General features: G+C 52.1%; 21 protein-coding genes. 9 read left to right on the top strand and 12 right to left on the bottom strand.

Features of this window, described 5'->3' with window-relative positions:
• The first annotated feature begins 5 nt into the window (after positions 1-5).
• The 5 genes from GS398_RS22320 (at position 6) to GS398_RS15670 (ending at position 3,727) form a co-directional block, all read left to right on the top strand.
• A complete protein-coding gene (locus tag GS398_RS22320; protein ID WP_202406087.1) occupies positions 6-173 on the top strand; it encodes a hypothetical protein in 168 nt (55 codons plus the stop codon).
• Positions 174-180: 7 nt separating this feature from the next.
• A complete protein-coding gene (locus tag GS398_RS15685; protein WP_160907721.1) occupies positions 181-1,053 on the top strand; it encodes a cbb3-type cytochrome c oxidase N-terminal domain-containing protein in 873 nt (290 codons plus the stop codon).
• Positions 1,054-1,224: 171 nt separating this feature from the next.
• A complete protein-coding gene (gene ccoG / locus GS398_RS15680; protein WP_160907720.1) occupies positions 1,225-2,619 on the top strand; it encodes a cytochrome c oxidase accessory protein CcoG in 1,395 nt (464 codons plus the stop codon).
• A gap of 2 nt (positions 2,620-2,621) precedes the next feature.
• Entirely contained in the window at positions 2,622-3,047 is a 426-nt protein-coding gene (locus GS398_RS15675; protein ID WP_160907719.1) for a FixH family protein, read from the top strand.
• Complete coding sequence (locus tag GS398_RS15670) at positions 3,044-3,727, top strand: sulfite exporter TauE/SafE family protein (RefSeq protein WP_160907718.1); 684 nt, start codon at positions 3,044-3,046, stop codon at positions 3,725-3,727. Before GS398_RS15675 ends, GS398_RS15670 begins: the two co-directional genes overlap by 4 nt.
• 16 nt (positions 3,728-3,743) lie before the next feature.
• Here the strand turns inward: GS398_RS15670 and hemN are convergent, their stop codons facing one another.
• From hemN to GS398_RS15615, 11 genes are all read right to left on the bottom strand, one after another.
• Complete coding sequence (hemN, locus tag GS398_RS15665; protein ID WP_160907717.1) at positions 3,744-5,096, bottom strand: oxygen-independent coproporphyrinogen III oxidase; 1,353 nt, start codon at positions 5,094-5,096, stop codon at positions 3,744-3,746.
• Entirely contained in the window at positions 5,093-5,494 is a 402-nt protein-coding gene (locus GS398_RS15660) for a Rossmann-fold NAD(P)-binding domain-containing protein (protein WP_160907716.1), read from the bottom strand. Before GS398_RS15660 ends, hemN begins: the two co-directional genes overlap by 4 nt.
• An 80-nt stretch (positions 5,495-5,574) precedes the next feature.
• The gene (locus GS398_RS15655; protein ID WP_160907715.1) at positions 5,575-6,624 is read right to left on the bottom strand and encodes a response regulator; all 1,050 of its coding nucleotides are present in this window, start codon (positions 6,622-6,624) and stop codon (positions 5,575-5,577) included.
• 18 nt (positions 6,625-6,642) lie between these two features.
• Positions 6,643-7,827, bottom strand: coding sequence for a PAS domain-containing sensor histidine kinase (locus GS398_RS15650; protein WP_160907714.1), 1,185 nt, complete (start codon positions 7,825-7,827; stop codon positions 6,643-6,645).
• A gap of 42 nt (positions 7,828-7,869) precedes the next feature.
• A complete protein-coding gene (locus GS398_RS15645; RefSeq protein WP_160907713.1) occupies positions 7,870-8,115 on the bottom strand; it encodes a hypothetical protein in 246 nt (81 codons plus the stop codon).
• A gap of 466 nt (positions 8,116-8,581) precedes the next feature.
• Positions 8,582-9,463 carry a universal stress protein gene (locus tag GS398_RS15640; RefSeq protein ID WP_160907712.1) on the bottom strand — a complete coding sequence of 294 codons (882 nt, stop codon included), beginning with the start codon at positions 9,461-9,463 and terminating at the stop codon, positions 8,582-8,584.
• A gap of 10 nt (positions 9,464-9,473) precedes the next feature.
• Positions 9,474-10,373, bottom strand: a complete 900-nt coding sequence (locus GS398_RS15635) for a universal stress protein (protein WP_160907711.1) — start codon at positions 10,371-10,373, stop codon at positions 9,474-9,476.
• A 137-nt stretch (positions 10,374-10,510) separates the two neighbouring features.
• Positions 10,511-10,918: a hypothetical protein gene (locus GS398_RS15630; RefSeq protein ID WP_160907710.1), complete on the bottom strand. Its 408-nt coding sequence runs from the start codon at positions 10,916-10,918 to the stop codon at positions 10,511-10,513.
• Between the two features lie 25 nt (positions 10,919-10,943).
• A complete protein-coding gene (locus GS398_RS15625) occupies positions 10,944-11,546 on the bottom strand; it encodes a YceI family protein (protein WP_160907709.1) in 603 nt (200 codons plus the stop codon).
• Positions 11,547-11,614: 68 nt separating this feature from the next.
• On the bottom strand, positions 11,615-12,946 hold the full coding sequence (locus GS398_RS15620; RefSeq protein WP_160907708.1) for a hypothetical protein: 1,332 nt from the start codon (positions 12,944-12,946) through the stop codon (positions 11,615-11,617).
• A 17-nt stretch (positions 12,947-12,963) separates the two neighbouring features.
• Positions 12,964-13,599 (bottom strand): YceI family protein, encoded by a 636-nt coding sequence (locus GS398_RS15615; protein ID WP_160907707.1) that lies wholly within the window; start codon positions 13,597-13,599, stop codon positions 12,964-12,966.
• A 326-nt stretch (positions 13,600-13,925) separates the two neighbouring features.
• On the opposite strand from GS398_RS15615, the gene GS398_RS15610 reads away from it, so the two are divergent.
• The 4 genes from GS398_RS15610 (at position 13,926) to GS398_RS15595 (ending at position 18,798) form a co-directional block, all read left to right on the top strand.
• Complete coding sequence (locus tag GS398_RS15610) at positions 13,926-15,050, top strand: MFS transporter (RefSeq protein ID WP_439649224.1); 1,125 nt, start codon at positions 13,926-13,928, stop codon at positions 15,048-15,050.
• Positions 15,051-15,404: 354 nt separating this feature from the next.
• Complete coding sequence (locus GS398_RS15605; protein WP_160907705.1) at positions 15,405-16,223, top strand: ion transporter; 819 nt, start codon at positions 15,405-15,407, stop codon at positions 16,221-16,223.
• Between the two features lie 761 nt (positions 16,224-16,984).
• Entirely contained in the window at positions 16,985-17,995 is a 1,011-nt protein-coding gene (locus GS398_RS15600; RefSeq protein WP_160907704.1) for an LLM class flavin-dependent oxidoreductase, read from the top strand.
• A 353-nt stretch (positions 17,996-18,348) separates the two neighbouring features.
• A complete protein-coding gene (locus tag GS398_RS15595) occupies positions 18,349-18,798 on the top strand; it encodes an SRPBCC family protein (RefSeq protein ID WP_160907703.1) in 450 nt (149 codons plus the stop codon).
• Between the two features lie 61 nt (positions 18,799-18,859).
• On the opposite strand, the gene GS398_RS15590 is transcribed toward GS398_RS15595, so the two are convergent.
• Positions 18,860-19,300 carry a DUF1801 domain-containing protein gene (locus GS398_RS15590; RefSeq protein ID WP_160907702.1) on the bottom strand — a complete coding sequence of 147 codons (441 nt, stop codon included), beginning with the start codon at positions 19,298-19,300 and terminating at the stop codon, positions 18,860-18,862.
• Between the last annotated feature and the right edge of the window lie 48 nt (positions 19,301-19,348).

Here is a 19,348-nt window from a genome sequence, read left to right as displayed (position 1 = left end):
GTATCATGTTTAAACAATTCATACAATCGATCGCCGGAAGCCAGGTATATGTACTTTCCTCGCTTTGGCTGTTCCTCGCTTTCTTCGTCATTGTTGCAGTGCTGCTGGTGCGCATGAAGAAAAGCCACACCGGCTACATGAGCCAACTCCCGCTATCCGACGATCCACAATAACTTCGCAATGAAACGACTGATCTTACTGACGACCTTGCTATTTACTGCACATGCCGGTTTCGCACAAGAGGAACCGGCCGCTGTGCCTTCCGGGAATTTCTACCAAACCATTATGATCGCCGTATTGCTGGTGTTCATGCTGCTGCTGCTCTGGGTCGCCATTATCCTGCTCAAGGCGGTAAGAGCCATGGAAATCGCCACATTCCACCCGGAAATAATGGTGCAAGAGCCCCAGGAAGCCCCGATGGAATACCACGACTGGCTTGCTTTGCGTAAAGCCCGGCCATCGGTATGGAACAAGTTCCTGGGCCTGAAACCCCTCGCCGACGAAACCGCCATGCAGGCAGACGATGACTACGATGGCATCGTGGAGCTGAATAACCCCACCCCCGCATGGTTCATGGGGCTCTTTTATGGCACCATTGTGTTCGCCGCAGGCTACCTGCTTATTTACCACGTCTTCAGCTGGGGCAAACTGCAGGACCAGGAGTACGCCGATGAAATGGCAAAAGCAAAAACGGAACAGGCCGCCTTCCTGGCAAGCGCCGCCAACGCAGTAGACGAATCGTCTGTAAGGGTATCCGCCGACGCCGGGGAAATAGCCGAAGGAAAAGCCGTTTTTGCCACCAATTGCGTGCCCTGCCACGGCGACCATGCACAAGGTGTAGTAGGACCTAACCTTACCGACGCATACTGGCTGCACGGCGGCGCTGTAAACAGCATCTTTAAAACGATCAAGTACGGCATCCCCGAAAAGGGAATGATCTCCTGGGAAAAAAAGCTCACGCCGAAACAGATCGCGGGAGTTGCCAACTATATCCTTTCGTTGAAGGGAACGAACCCGGTGAATGCGAAGGCGCCGCAGGGGGAAAAGGAATAGCAAATGGCGGCTAACTTTTGCTCATCCGTCCTGCCCCCACCTTCTCCAAAAGAAGAAAAGCTGCCGTGTCTGTGCAAGGAACAACTCGTATCAAAAGCGCTCACGTGAAGCGCACAGATCTTATCCCCCTCCGAAGGAATACCAGAGGCGGGGGAGGATAAACCCAAAAGCATGAACATCGCCCAAATTCCCCCAGGTCATACCGCCGAAGTAACTACCCATGGCAAGAAACGCCGATGGATATACCCCAAAGTCATCAAAGGAAAATTATACCATTACCGCGTGCTGGTGGGTTATACGCTTCTCGGTTTGTTGTTTACCGGCCCGTTCATCCGCATAAATGGCGAACAACTGTTCCTTTTCAACATCCCCGAACGCAAATTCGTCTTCTTCGGCCTGGTATTCCTTCCCCAGGACTTCTACATTTTCGTGGTCGGGATGCTCACCTTCATGGTGTTTATCGCGCTGTTCACCGTGGTGCTGGGACGAATATGGTGCGGGTGGGCTTGCCCGCAAACCATCTTCATGGAGATCATTTTCCGGCCCATCGAATATTGGATAGAAGGCGACCACCTGCAACAAAAAAAGCTGGATGCTGCACCCCTGTCCTTTACCAAAGTAGCTAAAAAAGCAGCCAGGCACGGGATCTTTCTCCTTGTATCTTTCCTCATCGCAAACATTTTCCTGGCCTATATTATTGGCGCCGGGTCTTTAATCAAAATTATCCGCGAACCGGTAACCGCCCATATCGCCGGACTTAGCTTCCTACTCCTGTTCACGCTCGTTTTCCACCTCGTTTTCGCGCGGCTGCGCGAATTGGTCTGCACCGTGATCTGCCCTTACGGACGCCTGCAAAGTGTGCTGCTCGATAACAAAAGCATCCAGGTGATGTACGACGACGTGCGCGGCGAGCCCCGCGGAAAACGAAAACGCAACAGCGAAACTCCAACCGGCGACTGTATAAACTGCGGCCTCTGCGTAGATGTTTGTCCCACGGGCATCGACATCCGCAACGGCTCCCAACCCGAATGTATCAACTGCACCGCCTGTATCGACGCCTGCGACATGGTGATGAAAAAACTCGACCGGCAGCCCCGGCTCATCGGTTTCAAAACAGAGGAACAGGTGACCGGCCGCAAACCTCTCCGCATCAGTAAACGGGTCTATGCCTACTCGGCGGTACTGGGTGTATTGTTGATCAGTACCGCCTTCCTCATCATCCGCCGCAGCGACATCGAAACTTCCGTATATCGCGCCAGCGGCACCCTCTACCAGGAACTGCCCGGCAGCATGATCAGCAACCTTTACACCGCCGAGCTGGTGAACAAAACCACGCATGCCGTGAGGTTTAATATTGCGGCCGACGACCCGGCGGTATCCATCAGGTACGTTAACAAGCAAACCGCCATTGCGCGCGACGGATCAGTGAAGCTGACCTTCTTCCTCGTGCGCAGGCAAAACGAGCTGCAAGACTATAAATCAGAAATTCGGCTCAATATATTTTCAAATGGCAAGCGTATCGACCAGGTACGCACCACCTTTATCGCACCATATAAAACCTATTAGTTATGAGCTGGGGAACAAAATTAGCCATCGGGCTTACCGTGTTTATCGTCTTCATCCTGTCCATGGGCACACGGATGCTCGTAGGCGGGAAAGACGACCTGGTAGAAAAGGATTACTATGAAAAGGGCCAATCCTATGATTCCGACTACCGGGAACAACAAAACGCACTCGACCAGGCGAAGCTGCCCGCGGTTACATCCGGCGCAAAAGGGATCCGGGTTACATTCACGGAAACGGTACCCTACACCCTTATATGCAGGCACCCCTTTAACTCGGCCCGCGACTTTACACTGGCAAACGTTGCCGAAGCCGGCATACCCGTCACGATCCCCGCTCATCGCCTGGCGCCCGGCAACTGGAACCTGGAGATCCGCTGGACCGACCACGGCATCGCCCAAAAATTAAAACAACAGATGACCATCAAATGAGCGACAATACATTGGCCTTTTTCACCGGCTTGTTTGGCAGCATCCATTGCCTGGGCATGTGCGGGCCGCTGGCGTTCTCGGTACCTTCCGCTCACGCGGGAAGCTGGATGCTGGTATTCGACAAGCTGATTTACCAGCTGGGGAGAGTCGTTTCCTACACTTTACTGGGCGTGCTGACCGGCTTTATCGGTAAACAGCTCTGGATGGCGGGCCTGCAGCAAGTGGTAAGCATTGTAAGCGGACTACTGATCGTGACCGCCGCCTGCTCCCTCCTGCTTAAATGGACGGGGCCAAAACATTCGCTCACGTTCCCGTTTACCAGGCTGCTTTCGTTGGCGCTGAAGCACCGCTATAACCACCTGGTTATCGGCATGCTGAACGGAATGCTGCCCTGCGGGTTTGTATCGCTCGCGTTGGCGGGAGCCATCAATACCGGAACCGTCGCCGGCGCCGCCGTTTACATGACCTGCTTCGGCGCCGGAACTATGCCGCTGATGCTGGTGGCCACGCTCGGCGCCGGTTGGATCACGCCCCTATTCCGAAAAAAGATCAATAAAGTGGTCCCATGGTTTATGTTGTGCCTGGGGGCGTGGTTCGTGCTGAGGGGATTAACATTGTCAGTGCCGTACCTGGTCCCGGGGAAAGAAGCTGCGAAGCCCGGAGTAGCGGTTTGCAGGTGAGTACGCGATTATGCGATCAGCCAGCCCTGCTAAATTTCTGCTCCGCCGCCGCACCGTTCCATAACCTTTCATCCAGCATCATACAGATATTTCTCAGGAAACGTTTCCCGTCAGCGGTCACATGGATCACGTTCCCGGTGCAGGTTACCAGGCCGTCTTCAACCAGCGGCGCCAGGCGGGACCTGGCCTGACTGCACAACCTTAGCTCGTCGGGATCAGACACATTCCATATCGTTTCACCCTTACACATCAGGTTAAGGATCTGCCGGCGGATGATCCGGTCGTCGCTGGAGAGCACGTGCCCTTTCATGATGGGCAGCTCCCCCTTACCGATCGTAGCCAGGTAATCTTCCAGCTTCTTCTCATTCTGGGCGAATGCGGTACCGGCGTCGCCGATGGACGAAACACCCAATGCAAGCAGTAACGAAGTGCGGTGCTCGGTATATCCCATAAAGTTACGGTGCAGCGCACCGGCAGCCTCGGCGAGGAACAACCCATCAGAAGGGAGCGCGAAATGGTCCATGCCCACTTCGCGGTAGCCGGCATTCATAAGCAGGCTGCGGCCAAGTTCGTGCAGTTCCTGTTTTTGGGAAACAGAAGGCAAGTCTTTTTCGGTAAACATACGCTGGCCGGGTTTTATCCAGGGCACGTGTGCATAGCTGTAGAAGGCGATGCGGTCCGGCCGCAGCTCCATGGTTTTCCATAAAGTGCGTTGTAAGCCGCCGGTAGTTTGCAGCGGCAAGCCATAAACGAGGTCGTAATTGATGGATTGATAGCCCAGGGCACGTGCCTGTGAAGTCACAGTTTCTACCTGTTTAACTGTTTGTACGCGGTTAATGATTTCCTGCACGCGCGGGTCAAAGTCCTGGATACCGAGGCTCAGGCGGGTAAACCCGATGTCGGCCAGTGCTTGTAAATGTTCGTACGTAGTGTTTACGGGGTGTGCTTCAAAGCTGAAGGAAGCGCCGGGTAATACCCCGCAACCGTTCAGGATCCCTGTTAACAGGAACCGCAGGTTGCCGGGTTTAAAAAAGGTAGGCGTACCTCCGCCGAGGTGAATCTCTTTGATATTCGGCGCCGGCCCGATGATATCGCGGTAAATCCGCCATTCTTTCAAAAGCGCTTCGATATAGGGCATTTCCACCCCATGATTTTTGGTGATGCGGGTATTACAGCCGCAATACGTACACAAGCTTTCGCAAAAAGGCAGGTGGATGTACAGGCTCAGGCCATCAGCGGCGTTGTAGGCTGTTTTTACAGAGGTCATCCATGTTTCCGTTCCCGGCTTCACCGCATCCCAGCAGGGCACCGTGGGGTAGCTCGTGTACCGCGGCGCAGGCACATTGTATTTGTTGATCAGCTCTTTCATCTTTGTTCCTTTGCTGCACACACCGCCGCGCAAGCGCACGCTTTGCCAACGCATTTATTTTCCTGCCATTTATCCAGGTTGGCAATCACTTCTGCGATATTATCTTCCGGCACGACAGAGATCTTAATGCCCCACTTTAACGCGGTATCCCTGTTGATATGGCTTACCGAGGCAGCGCGTGCGGCGATGTATTTCACCCCCAGGCCGGCCAGCCGGATCACCACCGGCGCCGAGAGATCGTCGCTGGCCGCCACCACTACGGCATCTTTACCACGGGCGAATTCGGCCGTTTCCGCGCCAAGCGAATTGGAGATCAGCGTGATATCATGTTTTTTCTGGTTCGCCCTGGAAAGAGGCTCCTTTTCGAAAGGCTTTACACTATAAGCTACTACTCTCATCCGGTATGGGTTTATTTACAAAATTACCGGGTGAAGAAAATGGCATCCATGACCTGCGTCAGGATGAAAAGTGATCGTTATCAGTTTTTCATCCGCTGCAGGCGTTTCAGGTCGGCGATATCGATCTGGCTCCCTTTCTTTTCGATCAGGCCCTCGTCTTTAAAGTCGCTCAGGGTGCGGCTTACGGTTTCCGTAGCGATGCCGGCCATGGCGGCCAGGTCGTCGCGCGAGATGCGGATCGGTTGTCCTGGTCCGCGGTTCGCCAGCCGCACCAGCACCTCCGCGATCCGTTTACGAACAGAGTTGTAGGCCAGCTGCATCAGCTGTTCTTCTTTCTCCTTCAGGTTATTGGCCAGCAGGCAGATAAACTGCCGCGAAATATCAGGATACTTCAACAGTACCTGCTCAACCTGCTCTTTTGGCAACAGGCAAAGCGAGGTATCCTCCTGCGCTTCCGCTGTTTCGTAGTATTCCTCTCTTAGCAATAGCGACTGGATACCGAAATACTCCTCCGGTCCGTAAAAGTTGGTTAACAACTCCCGCCCGTCAGGGTTCAGCTTGTAGGTTTTCACGTTACCGCTCAGCACCAGGTAGATCCCGCCGGGATGATCGCCTTCGTAATAGATCACCTGCTTCTTCTTCACAGTGCGCACCTTACGTTCCGCAATCATCCTGCGCAGCTCGGCCACCCCATCGGCGCGACCGGTCACATTACCCAGGCTCTCGAGCGCCTGGCTGTAAAAGGTCTGCTGCTTCTCTTTTTTCTGGAGACGGACCTCCACCGCGTTCAGCAGCTCCATGTCGTCGAAAGGCTTGGTGAGGTAGTCATCGGCGCCCATTTCCATCCCTTTGCGCAGGTCGACCCTTTCCGCCTTTGCGGTTAAAAAAATGAATGGTATGGCAGCGGTTGCGGGATGCTTGCTCAGCAGGTAAAGTACACCGTAGCCGTCGAGTTCGGGCATCATAATGTCGCATAACACCAGGTCGGGCAATTCGGCCAGGGCCAGGTCTACTCCTTTCTTCCCATTGTCGGCCTGCGCCACCTGGTAACCGGCGAGCTCGAGTATTTCCGCCGTGCTTTCGCGAATGTCGGTATTGTCTTCTATAATCAGGATCCGGGTTGGTTTCATGAGGTTTGCTGATCGGTATTACAATGCAAATGTCAGGGTAAATTTTGTGCCTTCGTTAATGGCGGATTTAAACTCAACAGTACCGTTCATCAACCCGGCGTATCGTTGTACAATATTCAACCCAAGGCCTGTACCGGGAATATTGCCGGTATTATGTGCCCTGAAAAAAGGCTGGAACAAGTGTTTCTGGTCCGCCTCCGGGATGCCGATGCCATTATCGCTGACGGTGATGGTGCAGCTGCCCGGCCCGATCTCCGTGCTAAATTCGATAAAGGTTTTTTCGCCCGAGTACTTAATTGAATTAGCCACCAGGTTAACAATGCAGTTCTTCAGCAGGTTTTGGTCGAGCGAGATCATTTTTTCCGTGCCGGTATGCTGGTAAATGATGTGCTGATCGGCCTTGGCCAGCACCTGCATCTCTTCGGTGATCTCTTCCGAAAGCTTTACCAGGTCGAACGGCGTGAAGGCCGCTTCTACCCTGCCTGCTTCTAGACGTTCGAGCGAGAGAAAATCGTTCAGGATGTTGGTGAGGTTGCCCACCGCGTTTTTTATCTTGCCGATGTGTTTGGGAATATTGGCATTTTCCAGCGGCGTGGCATATTTATCGATCAGCGAAGCCGAAAGCTGGATCGAGCTTAACGGCGTACGAAATTCATGCGAGGCCATGGAAACGAACCTGCTTTTTAACTGGTTCAGCTCTTTTTCTTTTTCGAGGGACTGGCTCACCTCCTCCTTAGCCTCCTCCAGGGCCGATACGGTCTCTTTCAGCGAGCGGGTGCGCTCATTCACCAGTTCTTCGAGTTCCTGTGTATAGTTCAGGATGCGCTCTTCCGATTCCTTTTCGCGGGTAATGTCGTGGATAAAGCCGGCGTATATGACCCTGTCCACCAGCTTTACTTCGCTTACCGCGAGACGAAAGGGAAAGGTAGACCCGTCTTTGCGTAAGCCCCTTACCTCGCGACCGATGCCGATGATATGTGGTTCGTGGGTGCGCTGGTAGCGCTGCAGGTAGCCGTCGTGCTTCTCCTTGTCGGGAGGGGGCATCAGCATCGAGATGTTGTTGCCGATCACTTCTTCCGGCGTATAGCCGAACAGCCTGCAGCCCGAGGGATTGATCGACTCCACTACACCTTGCTGATTAATGGTCAGGATGCCGTCGATGGCATTTTGTATGACGGCGTCTAAAAGGGCGGCTTTGTCCATATCCGGTTAAAAATACGAAATTCTGACGTACCGGGCCCGTCATTAAATTTCCACTTTCACCTTCCCTACCGAGCAAAACGGGAAATTATCCGCAGGGCGAAGCGACAGCAGGAATGCATTCTTTCCAAGATGGCGTGTTACGCTTTGCTGGTAATAATGCTCCAGTTTTTCTTTGTGCGCTCCGTCTTCCCCGTTAAAAGTATATAAAAAGAGCCATTCTTCGGTGCTGACAGGGACCAGTTCGATCTGGTAAAAAGGTGTTGCAAGTTCTGTAAAGTGGTAATGCATCAGGATCGGGTTAAATCAACATATCCTACGGTGAGGTTCATTTTCAGGTAATCCGCCAGATTCGGGAACCAAGTAAAAGGAAAAAAACAACCGGCCTCATTGCAATCGCATTTTAGCTGCCGGAAATGGTGTATTCGATGTAGAGATCGTGTATCACAGATGCTGGCACCCTTAGTCTTTTCGTCCTTCAATTCCTCCCGGCGGATCCGGTAGATCGTTTCATTGATCGTCATCGTTTCGGGTTTCACCGAAAACCCGGGATCAAGGGTATAGCCTCTTAAGTGGCGGTAAGATAATTTTGCCATTATTCAGGGTCAAAGCAATGTACCGATCATCTATTGCTTAAGCCTGAAAGTTACGTCAACTTTATTTTAATAATATGTCCAAAATCATTTATTATTAATTTTAACTCCATGCCTGCTAAAGGCCACAACGAACCGGAGATTGGGACGGCCCGGCGATCATGCTAACAGAGACCAGGTAAAACGGCCGCATCAACCCTTACCTCCGGCACAGGTTCTTTCTCCCTGAGCACCAGCAGCGGGGCAGAAAGATGCATAGACAGCTTTCTCGTTACACTCCCCTGCACCAGGTTATAAAAGAAACCATGTTTCTTGCGGATCATGATCAGCAGCCCCGTATGTTCCGTATCGATGAACTGTAAAATGCCGTCCTGTACATTACGATGGTATACAAAATGAAACTCCGGATCAAGGTCCTTCAAGGCAAGCCTGAGCTGTTGCTGCAGCAGGTTCCTGCCGGTATCAGCCTGCGGCGGAACATTTTCCACATGAAGCAGGTGCAGCTTTGAGCGGAAGCTTTCCATGGCAGCCCTCACCTGATCTACCGGGATCTTTTCCGCACCTTTAAGCTCGCAGGCAAATACTGCGTGGCTTACCGGCTTGTACGTGCAGCCGGGAGGGACGACCAGCAGCGGGAAAGGAAGATCGAGCAGGGAATCTGCCATCGCTGTGCCGGTAACACGTCGGTCGCTCACCTCCCCGCCTCTTCCGCCCGCTATTACAAGGTCGACTTGTTCCTGCCTGGCAATTGCCGGTAAGGCATCCGCCAGCGGCGACTGGCCGGTGCGGCAGTCGATCACCCTCCCCTCTGCCAGCAACGGTTTCAGCGAGCACCGCAGCTCCAGCAGGCGGCCGATACTTTCTTCATAAAAGTCCTCCACCTGCAGCGTTACCGGGAACTCTTCGTCTTCGCACAACGGCTCGAACACAAACGGATGATACAGGATGACCCTGCAGGCAGGCAGCTGACCGGCCAGCGATACCGCGTAACGCGCGGCATTTACCGAAGCTGCCGAAAAATCGATCAATACCAGGAGCGTTTTCATGCCGTTTGTTTTAAAATACCGGTGCATAAACCCATTCTTCTTCCACAAATTTCGCCGGGAACACCAGCAAGGGCACCGTATGATGCTTCATTAATTCTTTGGTAACGCTTTTGTGAAAGATCTTCCTGAGGAAGGGATACCGTTTATGGACAACGGCGATCATCTCCAGCTGTGCAACCTGTGCATGCCCGGCCAGTGCTCGCGGAATATTATCCTCGCGGATGTCGTTAAAAGACACGTTCTCATAACTGATGTCGCGGACTAACGAAGCCATTTCTTCTACAAAATCATGTACGTCTTCGCCTTCATTTGCTTCCGGCGATACATGTGTGATCACTATCCCGGCATCGAACAGCTTTGCGATACCGGCTGTAAAAGCGAGTCCTTTTATCTCCTGCGGGCAAAAAGCGGCTAACGCGAACTCGATCCGTTTAAGCTCGTGGAAATCGGCGCATTCGGGAACCAGCATTACCGGGCAGTCTGCATTGCCAATCACCTCGTTGCTGTCGCTGCCCATTACCAGGTGCGTTAAATGGTCATCGGCCCGTTTGTTGCCCATTACGATCAGCCATGGCCGGTACGACTGCAGCAGCCCGGGCAGTACCGTATCCAGGCTGCCCATGCCGTTACGGCATTCGTACTCCGGGCGCGAATTATCGGCTACCGGGTGATACTGCCAGGCCAGGTTTGCGGCAAGGGCGTTTAACTTATCCAGGCTTTCGTTTTTAAACTGCGTGATCTCGTCGTAGTATACCGGGTACAGGCCTGAGTCTGCCGATAGCGTATGGGGTACATAAAAAGAGTGATAAAAGACCAGCTTTGCCCCTGCACGGGCAGCCAGTTGCCAGGCATAAGCGGCGGCATGTTCCGCTCTCTCCGAGAAGTCTGTGAGCACCAGTATCGTTTTCATGATCTTGTTGTTTATTGTTATAAATTTCGATAGTACAGGAAGATAAATTGGTGACGGTGGTCATCATTGCGGTTGATTCGCATCATTTGCAGGTGAACCAGGTACGTTTTTCATAGGCATAGTTCGTGAAATAAAGATCACGGGTTGATCCTGGCGAATACCAGCCCTGCTATCACCGCCTGCACGAGCCCGTACACAAACCAGCCGGCCACCATCACCACGGTGATATCCAACGCGCTGAAGGTAATCCACATCACCGGCAGCAGCGCCACCAGCGAATACACCAGCCCGAATTCCACGCCACGCGTAATGAACGAGCCGTGAAACAGCGTTTTAAACCGTTCCCAAAACCAGGAAAGCGCCATGCTGATGAGAAAGGCGTGCGAATAGAAAAGCATATCCCTGCTCCCATCCGAATTAAACAGCGGGTTATTGTACTCCACGAACAGGTACGGAAAGAGCCTGACGCCAAGATAAAGCCCGCCGTAGCTTATTACGAACAGGATGACGCCTGCGATGGATCCGGGAAAGACGACTTTTTTCATAAGGGAACAGGAAATAAATAATGATTTAACGGGCTACTTTTATGGCGAGATTGAATTGAACAAATAATGCTTCGTTGGTCTTGATCATACCGCCCATTTTGCGGGGAGGCACCAGGCCGAAGTCTGAAAAGTTCACCTGCCTGGACCCGGTAAGGTTTAATATGCCGGTGCCGCCGGGATTAAATTTATAGTCGATATCCAGCAGCCTGGTGGTTCCGGCAAGCTCAATGGCCACCGTTCCCCTTAACTCCTCGGGCTGGTCGAACCTGGGGTATCTTTCAAGGCTGACAAACCGGATAACCAGCTGAGGATATTCGTTCGCTTTGAGCGTTTTACGCAGATCCGCAGACATCATGGGGTTATGGCAGTTAAACGCCTGCACATCGAGGCTGATTTTCCCGGAAAGTTTTAGCGGGCCTGTATTGTTGTTTTTATATAGTATTAGGGTATCTGATTGGTAATTTCCAACGATCTCGCAAGTGAACTTATTGATGTTGGTACTTCCGCCAACTTTCAGGAAACAGCCTTCGGTCACTACCCATTTTATGCTGGTGTTAACAGGCAACCGGGCTTTGCACACCGGCAAGAAAATCAGCAGGCAAACAGCAAGGTGGCTTAGCAGGTGCATAACTTTGATTAATAGCGTAGCAGGAAGCCGGCCGACTATCATCGACCGGCTCCAAACACGCGTTTCGGTTAAAATCCAACCACTGCCTGCACCACATAGCCCTTGAACGCCCCGCCGTTGCGGTAGTCGGTTGCAGGAAGGTCTTTGTATTGCTGGTCCACGTATTCCCCTTTAAGCAGGATGTTCCTGGTTAAGAACCAGCCTGCGCCGAGCTCCACACGGTTCACTTTCATGTCCTGCGTGTACACGATTGCCGGGCTGGCTGGCGCAGTAGTTACCGCGGGTACGTTTGCTAACCGCGCAGTTACGGCATTGTAACGGACGCCTACAAACAACCGCTCGTCTTTGCAGAAGCGATACACGGCATCAATGGCGTATTGTGTTGCTTTGCGATCGTCCACCTCTGTTTTTGTCCTGCCCTGGGCGGCTTCGAAAGTACCGAAGAGCTCGAGGCCACGGGCTTTTAAAAAGCCATTTAACTGGAAGGCGTCTACTTTTTTACTGAAGCCAGGGTTCAGCCTGCCGGAGAATGCATTGGTGGTGTAAGTACTGCCTGTCTTTTCCATCACCATAAAGTAGTTGGAGCCGGTGCGGTCGCCGCCGTAGAGGGTCTGCCCGCCGGAACTTTTGTTGGTGTAGTAAGAGGCGGCCAGGCGTACCCGCACCACCTCGTTTACCTGCTTGTCAAAACCGCCTTTGAAGTAAATGGCAGGTGATTTATGGATATTATCATCCTGCGGAGTGGCCACCAGGCTGTCGATATTGCCTTTGATCATCCCGTTGGATATTCCGATCATCCCGAACGCCGCATTCTTGCGCAGCAGTACCTCTCCGCCGATCTCGGTGGTATAACCGTCGAGCACATAATTCTCGATAAACGGGTTGTAGATGGTCTGGCCGCCGTCTGACCTGCGGAAGTGCTGGTCGCCGTAGTTGATTTCCATATGGCCTACTTTCAGGGTCACCACCTTCATCAGGTCTTCCCAAAACTGCCCGTTAAACGGAAGCTTGTCGAACTGGATATAGCCGCCTTTCACCCAGGTTTCGTTGTGGTGACGGGAAGACAGGTAGCTGGTAAGGTTTAACCGGATGCCGTCGGCCAGCTGCACATCCATAAACAGGTTGGCATTGGCAGTGTTAAATCCCGGGGAGATCTTGTACAGGCCGCCTGAAACGTTTTCGTGTTTCAGTCCCTGGAACGATTGCGTAAATCCTGCTCCGAAGGCTACTTTGAGGCCGGTGAACCTGGCATCGTTTTCTTTAGGGGCTTCGAACACATTAATACCTGACTGGTCATAAGGACGAAGGTTGGCCACTGTGGTTTGTGCGTACACGTTACCGGCGGCAAAACAGGCCAGCAGGAATATTGATGCCCGCAGGGCTGGACGTAGAGTTTTCATGATATCGATTGATTAAACTATTGATTGGATTGTGCGATAGAGGTCGATTTTTTAAGCTTGAGCACGATGTCGATGGTTAAGGCATCGCCGGTTTTGATGGTGCCCATCATCATGGTAGGCGCTTTTACACCATAGTCGCTCATTTTTATGGGCTCGGTAAGCTTGCAGGTAATGGTTTCATCGCCGTTCACCGTGTACGAAGCCTCCAGTATTACTTCTTTACTTACACCCGCAATTGTTAAGGTGCCGGTGGCTTTAATCGAATGCAGCTGGGCGGATACGGTGGCGTCTTTCAACTTGAAGGTCATTTTGGGGAATTCCTTTTCGTTTAGCGCTTTGTAAGCGCGGGAGTCCATCGAGCTTTCCTTACTTTTAAGATTGGACACCGGGAGGGTGAATGCCAGGGAATTCAAATCGGCAACCTGCCCGTTCTTCAGGAGGAAATTACCCTGCACATCAAAGCTGGTCGCCTGCATGCTCCAGTCGTGCAGTGTCGACGTGCCCGATACCGTGATCTGCGAGCCGCCTGCAGCCACATAAGCGGTTTGCGCAGCGGCCTGTTGTGTAGAAGCAATGAGTCCTGCCATAAGAGCGATAAGCAGCCATGCAGCGCGTTTAACCGGGTTTACAGGGCGGTAGTGAAGCGTATTCATATCGTAAAGTTTTAGTTGTGAATAATTTACGATTCAAAAATACCGGTGCTTTGCCGGCCGTAACGTGACGCAGCGCCGCAATAAATATGATCTTGAACACTTTTTCTGGCGGGCAACCACCAAATACGCTACCTTTGAAGGCATCGGCGGTTACGCCATTATTTAGGGGTCAGGGATTGTTTCTCAACAAGCCTGTCGTCCGGTCCATACATATCCGCGCATTGAAAACTCCAGCTACTACTATTGGTCCTGATGCGAAAAACGCTGCCCAAAGCACCGTTTATGCCATTTTATTTACGATCAGTTTTACTCATTTACTAAATGACATGATGCAGTCGGTAATCCCGGCCATCTACCCGCTGCTAAAGCGCAACTATCATTTTTCGTTCACGCAGATCGGCATGATCACTTTCACGTTCCAGCTTACGGCTTCGTTATTGCAGCCATTTGTCGGCTTTTATACAGACATTAAGCCGAAGCCATATTCGCTGGCGGTGGGAATGACGTTCACCTTGCTGGGTTTGCTGGCACTTTCCATGGCCTCCGGCTTCCCGTTCATCTTGCTGGCCGTTGCGCTGATCGGTGCCGGCTCGTCGGTGTTCCATCCTGAGTCGTCCCGGGTGGCGCATCTCGCATCCGGCGGAAAGAAGGGATTGGCGCAATCCATCTTCCAGCTGGGCGGCAACGCAGGCAGCGCGATCGGGCCGTTGCTGGCGGCGCTGATCATCGTCCCCTTCGGGCAGTTTTCTATCGCATGGTTCGCCCTGGCTGCAATCGCCGGCATCCTGATCCTGGTACAGGTAGGTAAATGGTACGGCGGACATTTGCACTTGAAAAAAGCTTCGGCGAAGACCGGTCCGCTGAATGGCCAGGCGCTTTCCACCCGGAAGGTGGCGGCTGCAATTTCTATTCTGCTGGTGCTCATCTTTTCGAAGTATTTCTATATGGCCGGCATGACGAGCTATTTCACCTTCTTCCTCATCGATAAGTTTCACCTTTCCGTACAGCAATCACAGCTGTATCTTTTCGCCTTTCTTGCGGCCGTGGCGGCAGGTACCGTTATCGGCGGCCCCCTGGGCGATCGCTTCGGCCGGAAATACGTCATCTGGGGCTCCATTCTCGGTGCGGCGCCTTTTACCATGCTACTGCCTTATGCAAGCCTTGGATGGACCGTGGTGCTGGCGGTGCTTATCGGGGTGGTCATCGCTTCGGCCTTTTCGGCCATATTAGTGTATGCCACGGACCTCGTTCCAGGCAAGGTGGGTATGATAGCCGGGCTGTTCTTCGGGTTCGCCTTTGGCATGGGCGGCATAGGCTCTGCCGTGTTAGGATGGCTCGCCGACCGGACCAGCATCGATCACGTATTTAAGATCTGCGCTTTCCTGCCGCTGATCGGCATTATTACCGCTTTCCTGCCGAATCTGCAGCACCAAAAGGCGCAAAGCAAATAATTCACTATCTTTTCCCCGCGATGAAATTCTGCGGCCAATAACCCGGGTTATAGCACGGCCAACGACCAGGAAGAAGAACAGGAATCCAGGCCCGCGATATGGTACGTAAACAAAGGCGATACCGGGAAGCCCGGGGAGCTAACGCTGACAAACGACGACCTGAATGATCGTGGCAATAACCCGGAACGGAAAAAACGAATACTTCCCCAAAGGCGCTTCATCTGTTAAATTTGCCCGGCTTGAACTGGTAAGTGAAGAGGAATTCCGGTGGCCAAGGGAACCGGAATTGAAATCGTATTTTATGAAAGTAACGTTAATGAATAAACCACTGAACAAACAGGCGCACCCGACTCCATGAAAAAAACCAGCCGGCACCGGTTACGTACCCGGATCTATGTGATCGTATTCCGTTCGGATACCCGGGCAGGACGATTATTCGACCTGGTACTGCTATGGCTTATTATCCTCAGCATTCTTTCGGTCGTACTCGAAAGTGTGGCCAGCTTCCGGGCCGGTTACCTTCCTTACATTCGCGTGGCTGAGTGGATTTTTACCACCGCTTTTACCCTTGAGTATGGCTTGCGCGTGTACAGCAGCCACCGGCCCTGGCGGTACGTATTCAGCTTCTACGGGTTGATCGACCTGCTGGCCTTTATTCCCGCCTACCTCAGTATTCTCTTCGCGGGCGCACAATACCTGGTGGTGATCCGCGCGTTCAGGTTGCTCCGTGTGTTCCGGATATTGAAGCTCACACGGTTCTCTAACGAGGGAAATATCCTCAAGAGCGCACTGAAAGCCTCAAGGTATAAGATCATCGTCTTCCTCACTACGGTGATCACGTTAGTAACTATCATTGGCGCGCTGATGTACATTATCGAGGGCGATGAAAGTGGCTTCACCAGCATCCCGATGTCTATTTACTGGGCGATCGTAACGATCACTACCGTGGGTTATGGCGACGTCTCTCCGCAAACGCCACTCGGAAGAATCCTTGCAAGCATCTTAATGGTGATCGGTTACGGGATCATCGCCGTGCCGACAGGCATTGTATCCGTGGAGCTGGCACGTGCCACTGATGAGGCGAAGGAGAAGTGCCCGGCATGCCAAACGCCGGTTTACCCGCGCGGCGCGCGGTTCTGTTCGAATTGCGGAAAAGAGTTGAGAGCGGGATAATGCCTATTCCCAGGAAAATAATTACACATAATATTAAACGCTTAATACTATCAATTGACTTCCTTCGCTTTTTTTATGCCGATGCGGATGAGGTATTCGACATGCAGAAGGGTTTCACTTTCATGGATAAGGAGATGGCGGAACTTTCCCGGGGAACAGACACGAAGCATCCCGTGTTTCCAGCTTAATTTCCGGGAAACTTCACTGCTCTACCGGTATAAAACTTACAGGATCAAACAACAGGACCATCAGCAGCTTGAACAAAGTGACAATCCGTAGTCTTCGTGATACAGTAAAAAACGAATTGAGCTCCCGGTAACCTATTACCGGACTGCGCGGCTTAAATCACCCCAAAGTCATCTAATTTACTTTACTGGCATATCGTGAAAACCCGGTATATCTTTGCGCCATGGACCGGGCAGAGATCTTCATGGCGCTTTCCACCACAACAAGGCTGCACATATAGCGGCTTACTACAGCGAAGGCGCCCCGGGGCGATGCAGGCCTGATCCTTCAGTGGCAGGGTGATCGGCCGCGCCTCCTCGTCTAACGACGTAGTGTCCCGCATTTTTATGGAGCGCAGGCTTTTGGCCGGTGGCGGCGTGTGATCGATGGTGTGCACAGCGCCGGGTGGCAGCATGGCTCGCAACTATGACAGGGCATTATGGACGGTCATCGTTCCGGCTGGCGGACCAATGAATTTGAAAGGGTTTACCAGGACCGCCATGGATGAACTGGTAATGCAATAATCCGAAAGCAACATGACTTCAAAACAGTTAACAGGCATTAAATATTCGGTACTCGACCTGGCTACCGTAGTGCAAGGCAAAACGGCGGCCGATACCTTCAGCAACAGCCTGGCGCTGGCCCGGCACGCCGAACAACTCGGCTATACCCGCTATTGGTTTGCCGAGCATCATAACATGCCGAGCGTAGCCAGTTCCGCCCCGCCAGTATTGATCGGGTATATTGCCGGTGGAACCAGTACTATCCGGGTCGGCTCCGGCGGCGTGATGCTCCCCAACCACTCCCCTTTAATCGTAGCCGAACAGTTTGGCACACTGGCAACACTCTATCCCGGCAGGATAGACCTGGGCCTAGGCCGGGCTCCGGGCACCGACCAAACTACCGCCTACGCCATACGGGGAAATAACATGAATGCCGCCAATAATTTCCCCAGGGATGTGGAGCGCCTGCAAACGCTGTTCTCGGCCGATAACTGGGACGGTGAAGTCCGCGCTAATCCTGGCGAAGGGTTGAACATCCCGATATGGATCCTCGGATCGAGTACAGACAGCGCACGGCTGGCCGCAGCCAAGGGCTTGCCCTACGCCTTCGCCAGCCACTTTGCGCCGACATATTTCCTGGAAGCCATTAAACTATACCGCGAGCATTTCCGCCCTTCGGCAGTGCTGAAGTCGCCTTACGTATTGGCCTGTGTGAATGCCGTAGCGGCAGATACCGATACGGAAGCCCAATACCTGGCAACCTCGGTAAAACAACTTTTTATCGGTGTAGTTACGGGCAAACGCCAGCTATTGCCACCACCGGTAAAAAGCATGGAAGGGATATGGAGTACCTACGAGCAGGCCACCGTAGAACAAATGCTTAAATATTCGTTCATCGGCGGGCCACAAACCGTTACCCAGGATCTCCGCGATTTTATAGGTCAAACGCAGGCAGACGAATTGATGATCACTTCGCATATTTATGACCACGCAGCGCGGATGCGGTCATACCAGCTAATGGCGGAAGCGATGAGACAGGTGTAAACAAACAACAGTCGTTTAATGATCCTATCGTTTGATTTTTGAAAATGGATAATTTCAGCGACGAAATCTCATCGTTTTATCATGTTACTATCGCATTTCGGCTTCGACGAGGATAAAACAACACCGACTTGTAATCTATAAAGAAAACCAGCCTGTAGAGATTAAGCTGAACGAGGTAAATTGTATCGGGTTCAATGACCTGCCCAGGGTCACCATCCCATAACCAGGATCGATCCCTATCGTAACCGGATGGATGACCCGGTACCCGGGATTACTTTACACGGAATCAGGATCAAACCCTTAGGAATAATAATTGTTACTTAAAACCTGGCAGGTATTTCAAAACAAACACTATGTCAAATAACAGCGTCACCTTACACAGGGTCTTGAAAGCAAGCCCCGGGAAAATTTATCGCGCATTTACCGAAGCCGCTGCGATCGCTTCCTGGCTTCCTCCTTACGGATTTGTATGTACCGTTCACCAGATGGATGTACGGGTGGAGGGAACCTTTAAAATGTCTTTTACCAATTTTACAACCGGCAACAGTCACTCTTTTGGCGGGAAATACCTGGCGCTCAAGCCCGGTGAATTCATTAAATACACCGACAGTTTTGACGACCCAAATATGCCCGGGGAAATGCCGACCACGGTTTGGCTTAAACAAGTATCCGTGGGTACCGATATCAAAATCACGCAGGAGAATATTCCCTTACAGATACCTGCCGAAATGTGTTACTTAGGATGGCAGGATTCGTTAGAAAAACTGGCAAAATTAGTTGAGCCGGAAATTCCCGATGCGTGATACTTTTGCCAGGTAAAAACACCGCCAAGCTACCGGTTTATGGCGTCTTTCATTTAGCGCGTTAATTTGTTCTGCACGCACACTCGTGGTGCTTATCGAGGTAATCGATCGACGCTTCACAGATTTTTTGCAGGGCCGGGATACTGATATCGGATAATTTCTTTATGTAAATGCAGGCCTTACCCATTTTGAATTTACCCAGGTCGTTAAGCAAGTGCTTGTTTTCTTCCGTTGGTGAGTACACATATAACGAGAATTCGGCCTTGCGGGGTGAAAAACCGAGCATGGGCGCATCGCCTTCGTGACCACTGGCATATTTATAATGATAACTGCCGAACCCGATAATAGTAGGCCCCCACATTTTAGGCTCAAATCCTGACCATTCCTTCATGAGCCCGATCAGCCGGAAACTATCTGATTTCTTCTGGTCGCTCTCCACGTATGAATTAATGAAATCTGTAGCATCGACCCCGGTTTGGGTCGTTTTATTTTTCGTAGCCATAGCATTTATTTTGGTGGGCACCTGCTAAAATAACCAAATTCAGATAAT

Origin of the sequence: Hufsiella ginkgonis (assembly GCF_009834915.1) — a bacterium.
Classification (GTDB): domain Bacteria; phylum Bacteroidota; class Bacteroidia; order Sphingobacteriales; family Sphingobacteriaceae; genus Hufsiella; species Hufsiella ginkgonis.
The sequence above is the reverse complement of the archived record's forward strand: the minus strand, read 5'-3'. Positions and strand labels throughout refer to the sequence as shown.

Excerpts from the sequence above, each read along its gene's own strand:
- GS398_RS22320 (WP_202406087.1), top strand. The coding sequence starts at position 6 with ATGTTTAAACAATTCATACAATCGATCGCCGGAAGCCAGGTATATGTA.
- GS398_RS15685 (WP_160907721.1), top strand. The coding sequence starts at position 181 with ATGAAACGACTGATCTTACTGACGACCTTGCTATTTACTGCACATGCC.
- ccoG (WP_160907720.1), top strand. The coding sequence starts at position 1,225 with ATGAACATCGCCCAAATTCCCCCAGGTCATACCGCCGAAGTAACTACC.
- GS398_RS15675 (WP_160907719.1), top strand. The coding sequence starts at position 2,622 with ATGAGCTGGGGAACAAAATTAGCCATCGGGCTTACCGTGTTTATCGTC.
- GS398_RS15670 (WP_160907718.1), top strand. The coding sequence starts at position 3,044 with ATGAGCGACAATACATTGGCCTTTTTCACCGGCTTGTTTGGCAGCATC.
- hemN (WP_160907717.1), bottom strand. The coding sequence starts at position 5,096 with ATGAAAGAGCTGATCAACAAATACAATGTGCCTGCGCCGCGGTACACG.
- GS398_RS15660 (WP_160907716.1), bottom strand. The coding sequence starts at position 5,494 with ATGAGAGTAGTAGCTTATAGTGTAAAGCCTTTCGAAAAGGAGCCTCTT.
- GS398_RS15655 (WP_160907715.1), bottom strand. The coding sequence starts at position 6,624 with ATGAAACCAACCCGGATCCTGATTATAGAAGACAATACCGACATTCGC.
- GS398_RS15650 (WP_160907714.1), bottom strand. The coding sequence starts at position 7,827 with ATGGACAAAGCCGCCCTTTTAGACGCCGTCATACAAAATGCCATCGAC.
- GS398_RS15645 (WP_160907713.1), bottom strand. The coding sequence starts at position 8,115 with ATGCATTACCACTTTACAGAACTTGCAACACCTTTTTACCAGATCGAA.
- GS398_RS15640 (WP_160907712.1), bottom strand. The coding sequence starts at position 9,463 with ATGAAAACGCTCCTGGTATTGATCGATTTTTCGGCAGCTTCGGTAAAT.
- GS398_RS15635 (WP_160907711.1), bottom strand. The coding sequence starts at position 10,373 with ATGAAAACGATACTGGTGCTCACAGACTTCTCGGAGAGAGCGGAACAT.
- GS398_RS15630 (WP_160907710.1), bottom strand. The coding sequence starts at position 10,918 with ATGAAAAAAGTCGTCTTTCCCGGATCCATCGCAGGCGTCATCCTGTTC.
- GS398_RS15625 (WP_160907709.1), bottom strand. The coding sequence starts at position 11,546 with ATGCACCTGCTAAGCCACCTTGCTGTTTGCCTGCTGATTTTCTTGCCG.
- GS398_RS15620 (WP_160907708.1), bottom strand. The coding sequence starts at position 12,946 with ATGAAAACTCTACGTCCAGCCCTGCGGGCATCAATATTCCTGCTGGCC.
- GS398_RS15615 (WP_160907707.1), bottom strand. The coding sequence starts at position 13,599 with ATGAATACGCTTCACTACCGCCCTGTAAACCCGGTTAAACGCGCTGCA.
- GS398_RS15610 (WP_439649224.1), top strand. The coding sequence starts at position 13,926 with ATGATGCAGTCGGTAATCCCGGCCATCTACCCGCTGCTAAAGCGCAAC.
- GS398_RS15605 (WP_160907705.1), top strand. The coding sequence starts at position 15,405 with ATGAAAAAAACCAGCCGGCACCGGTTACGTACCCGGATCTATGTGATC.
- GS398_RS15600 (WP_160907704.1), top strand. The coding sequence starts at position 16,985 with ATGACTTCAAAACAGTTAACAGGCATTAAATATTCGGTACTCGACCTG.
- GS398_RS15595 (WP_160907703.1), top strand. The coding sequence starts at position 18,349 with ATGTCAAATAACAGCGTCACCTTACACAGGGTCTTGAAAGCAAGCCCC.
- GS398_RS15590 (WP_160907702.1), bottom strand. The coding sequence starts at position 19,300 with ATGGCTACGAAAAATAAAACGACCCAAACCGGGGTCGATGCTACAGAT.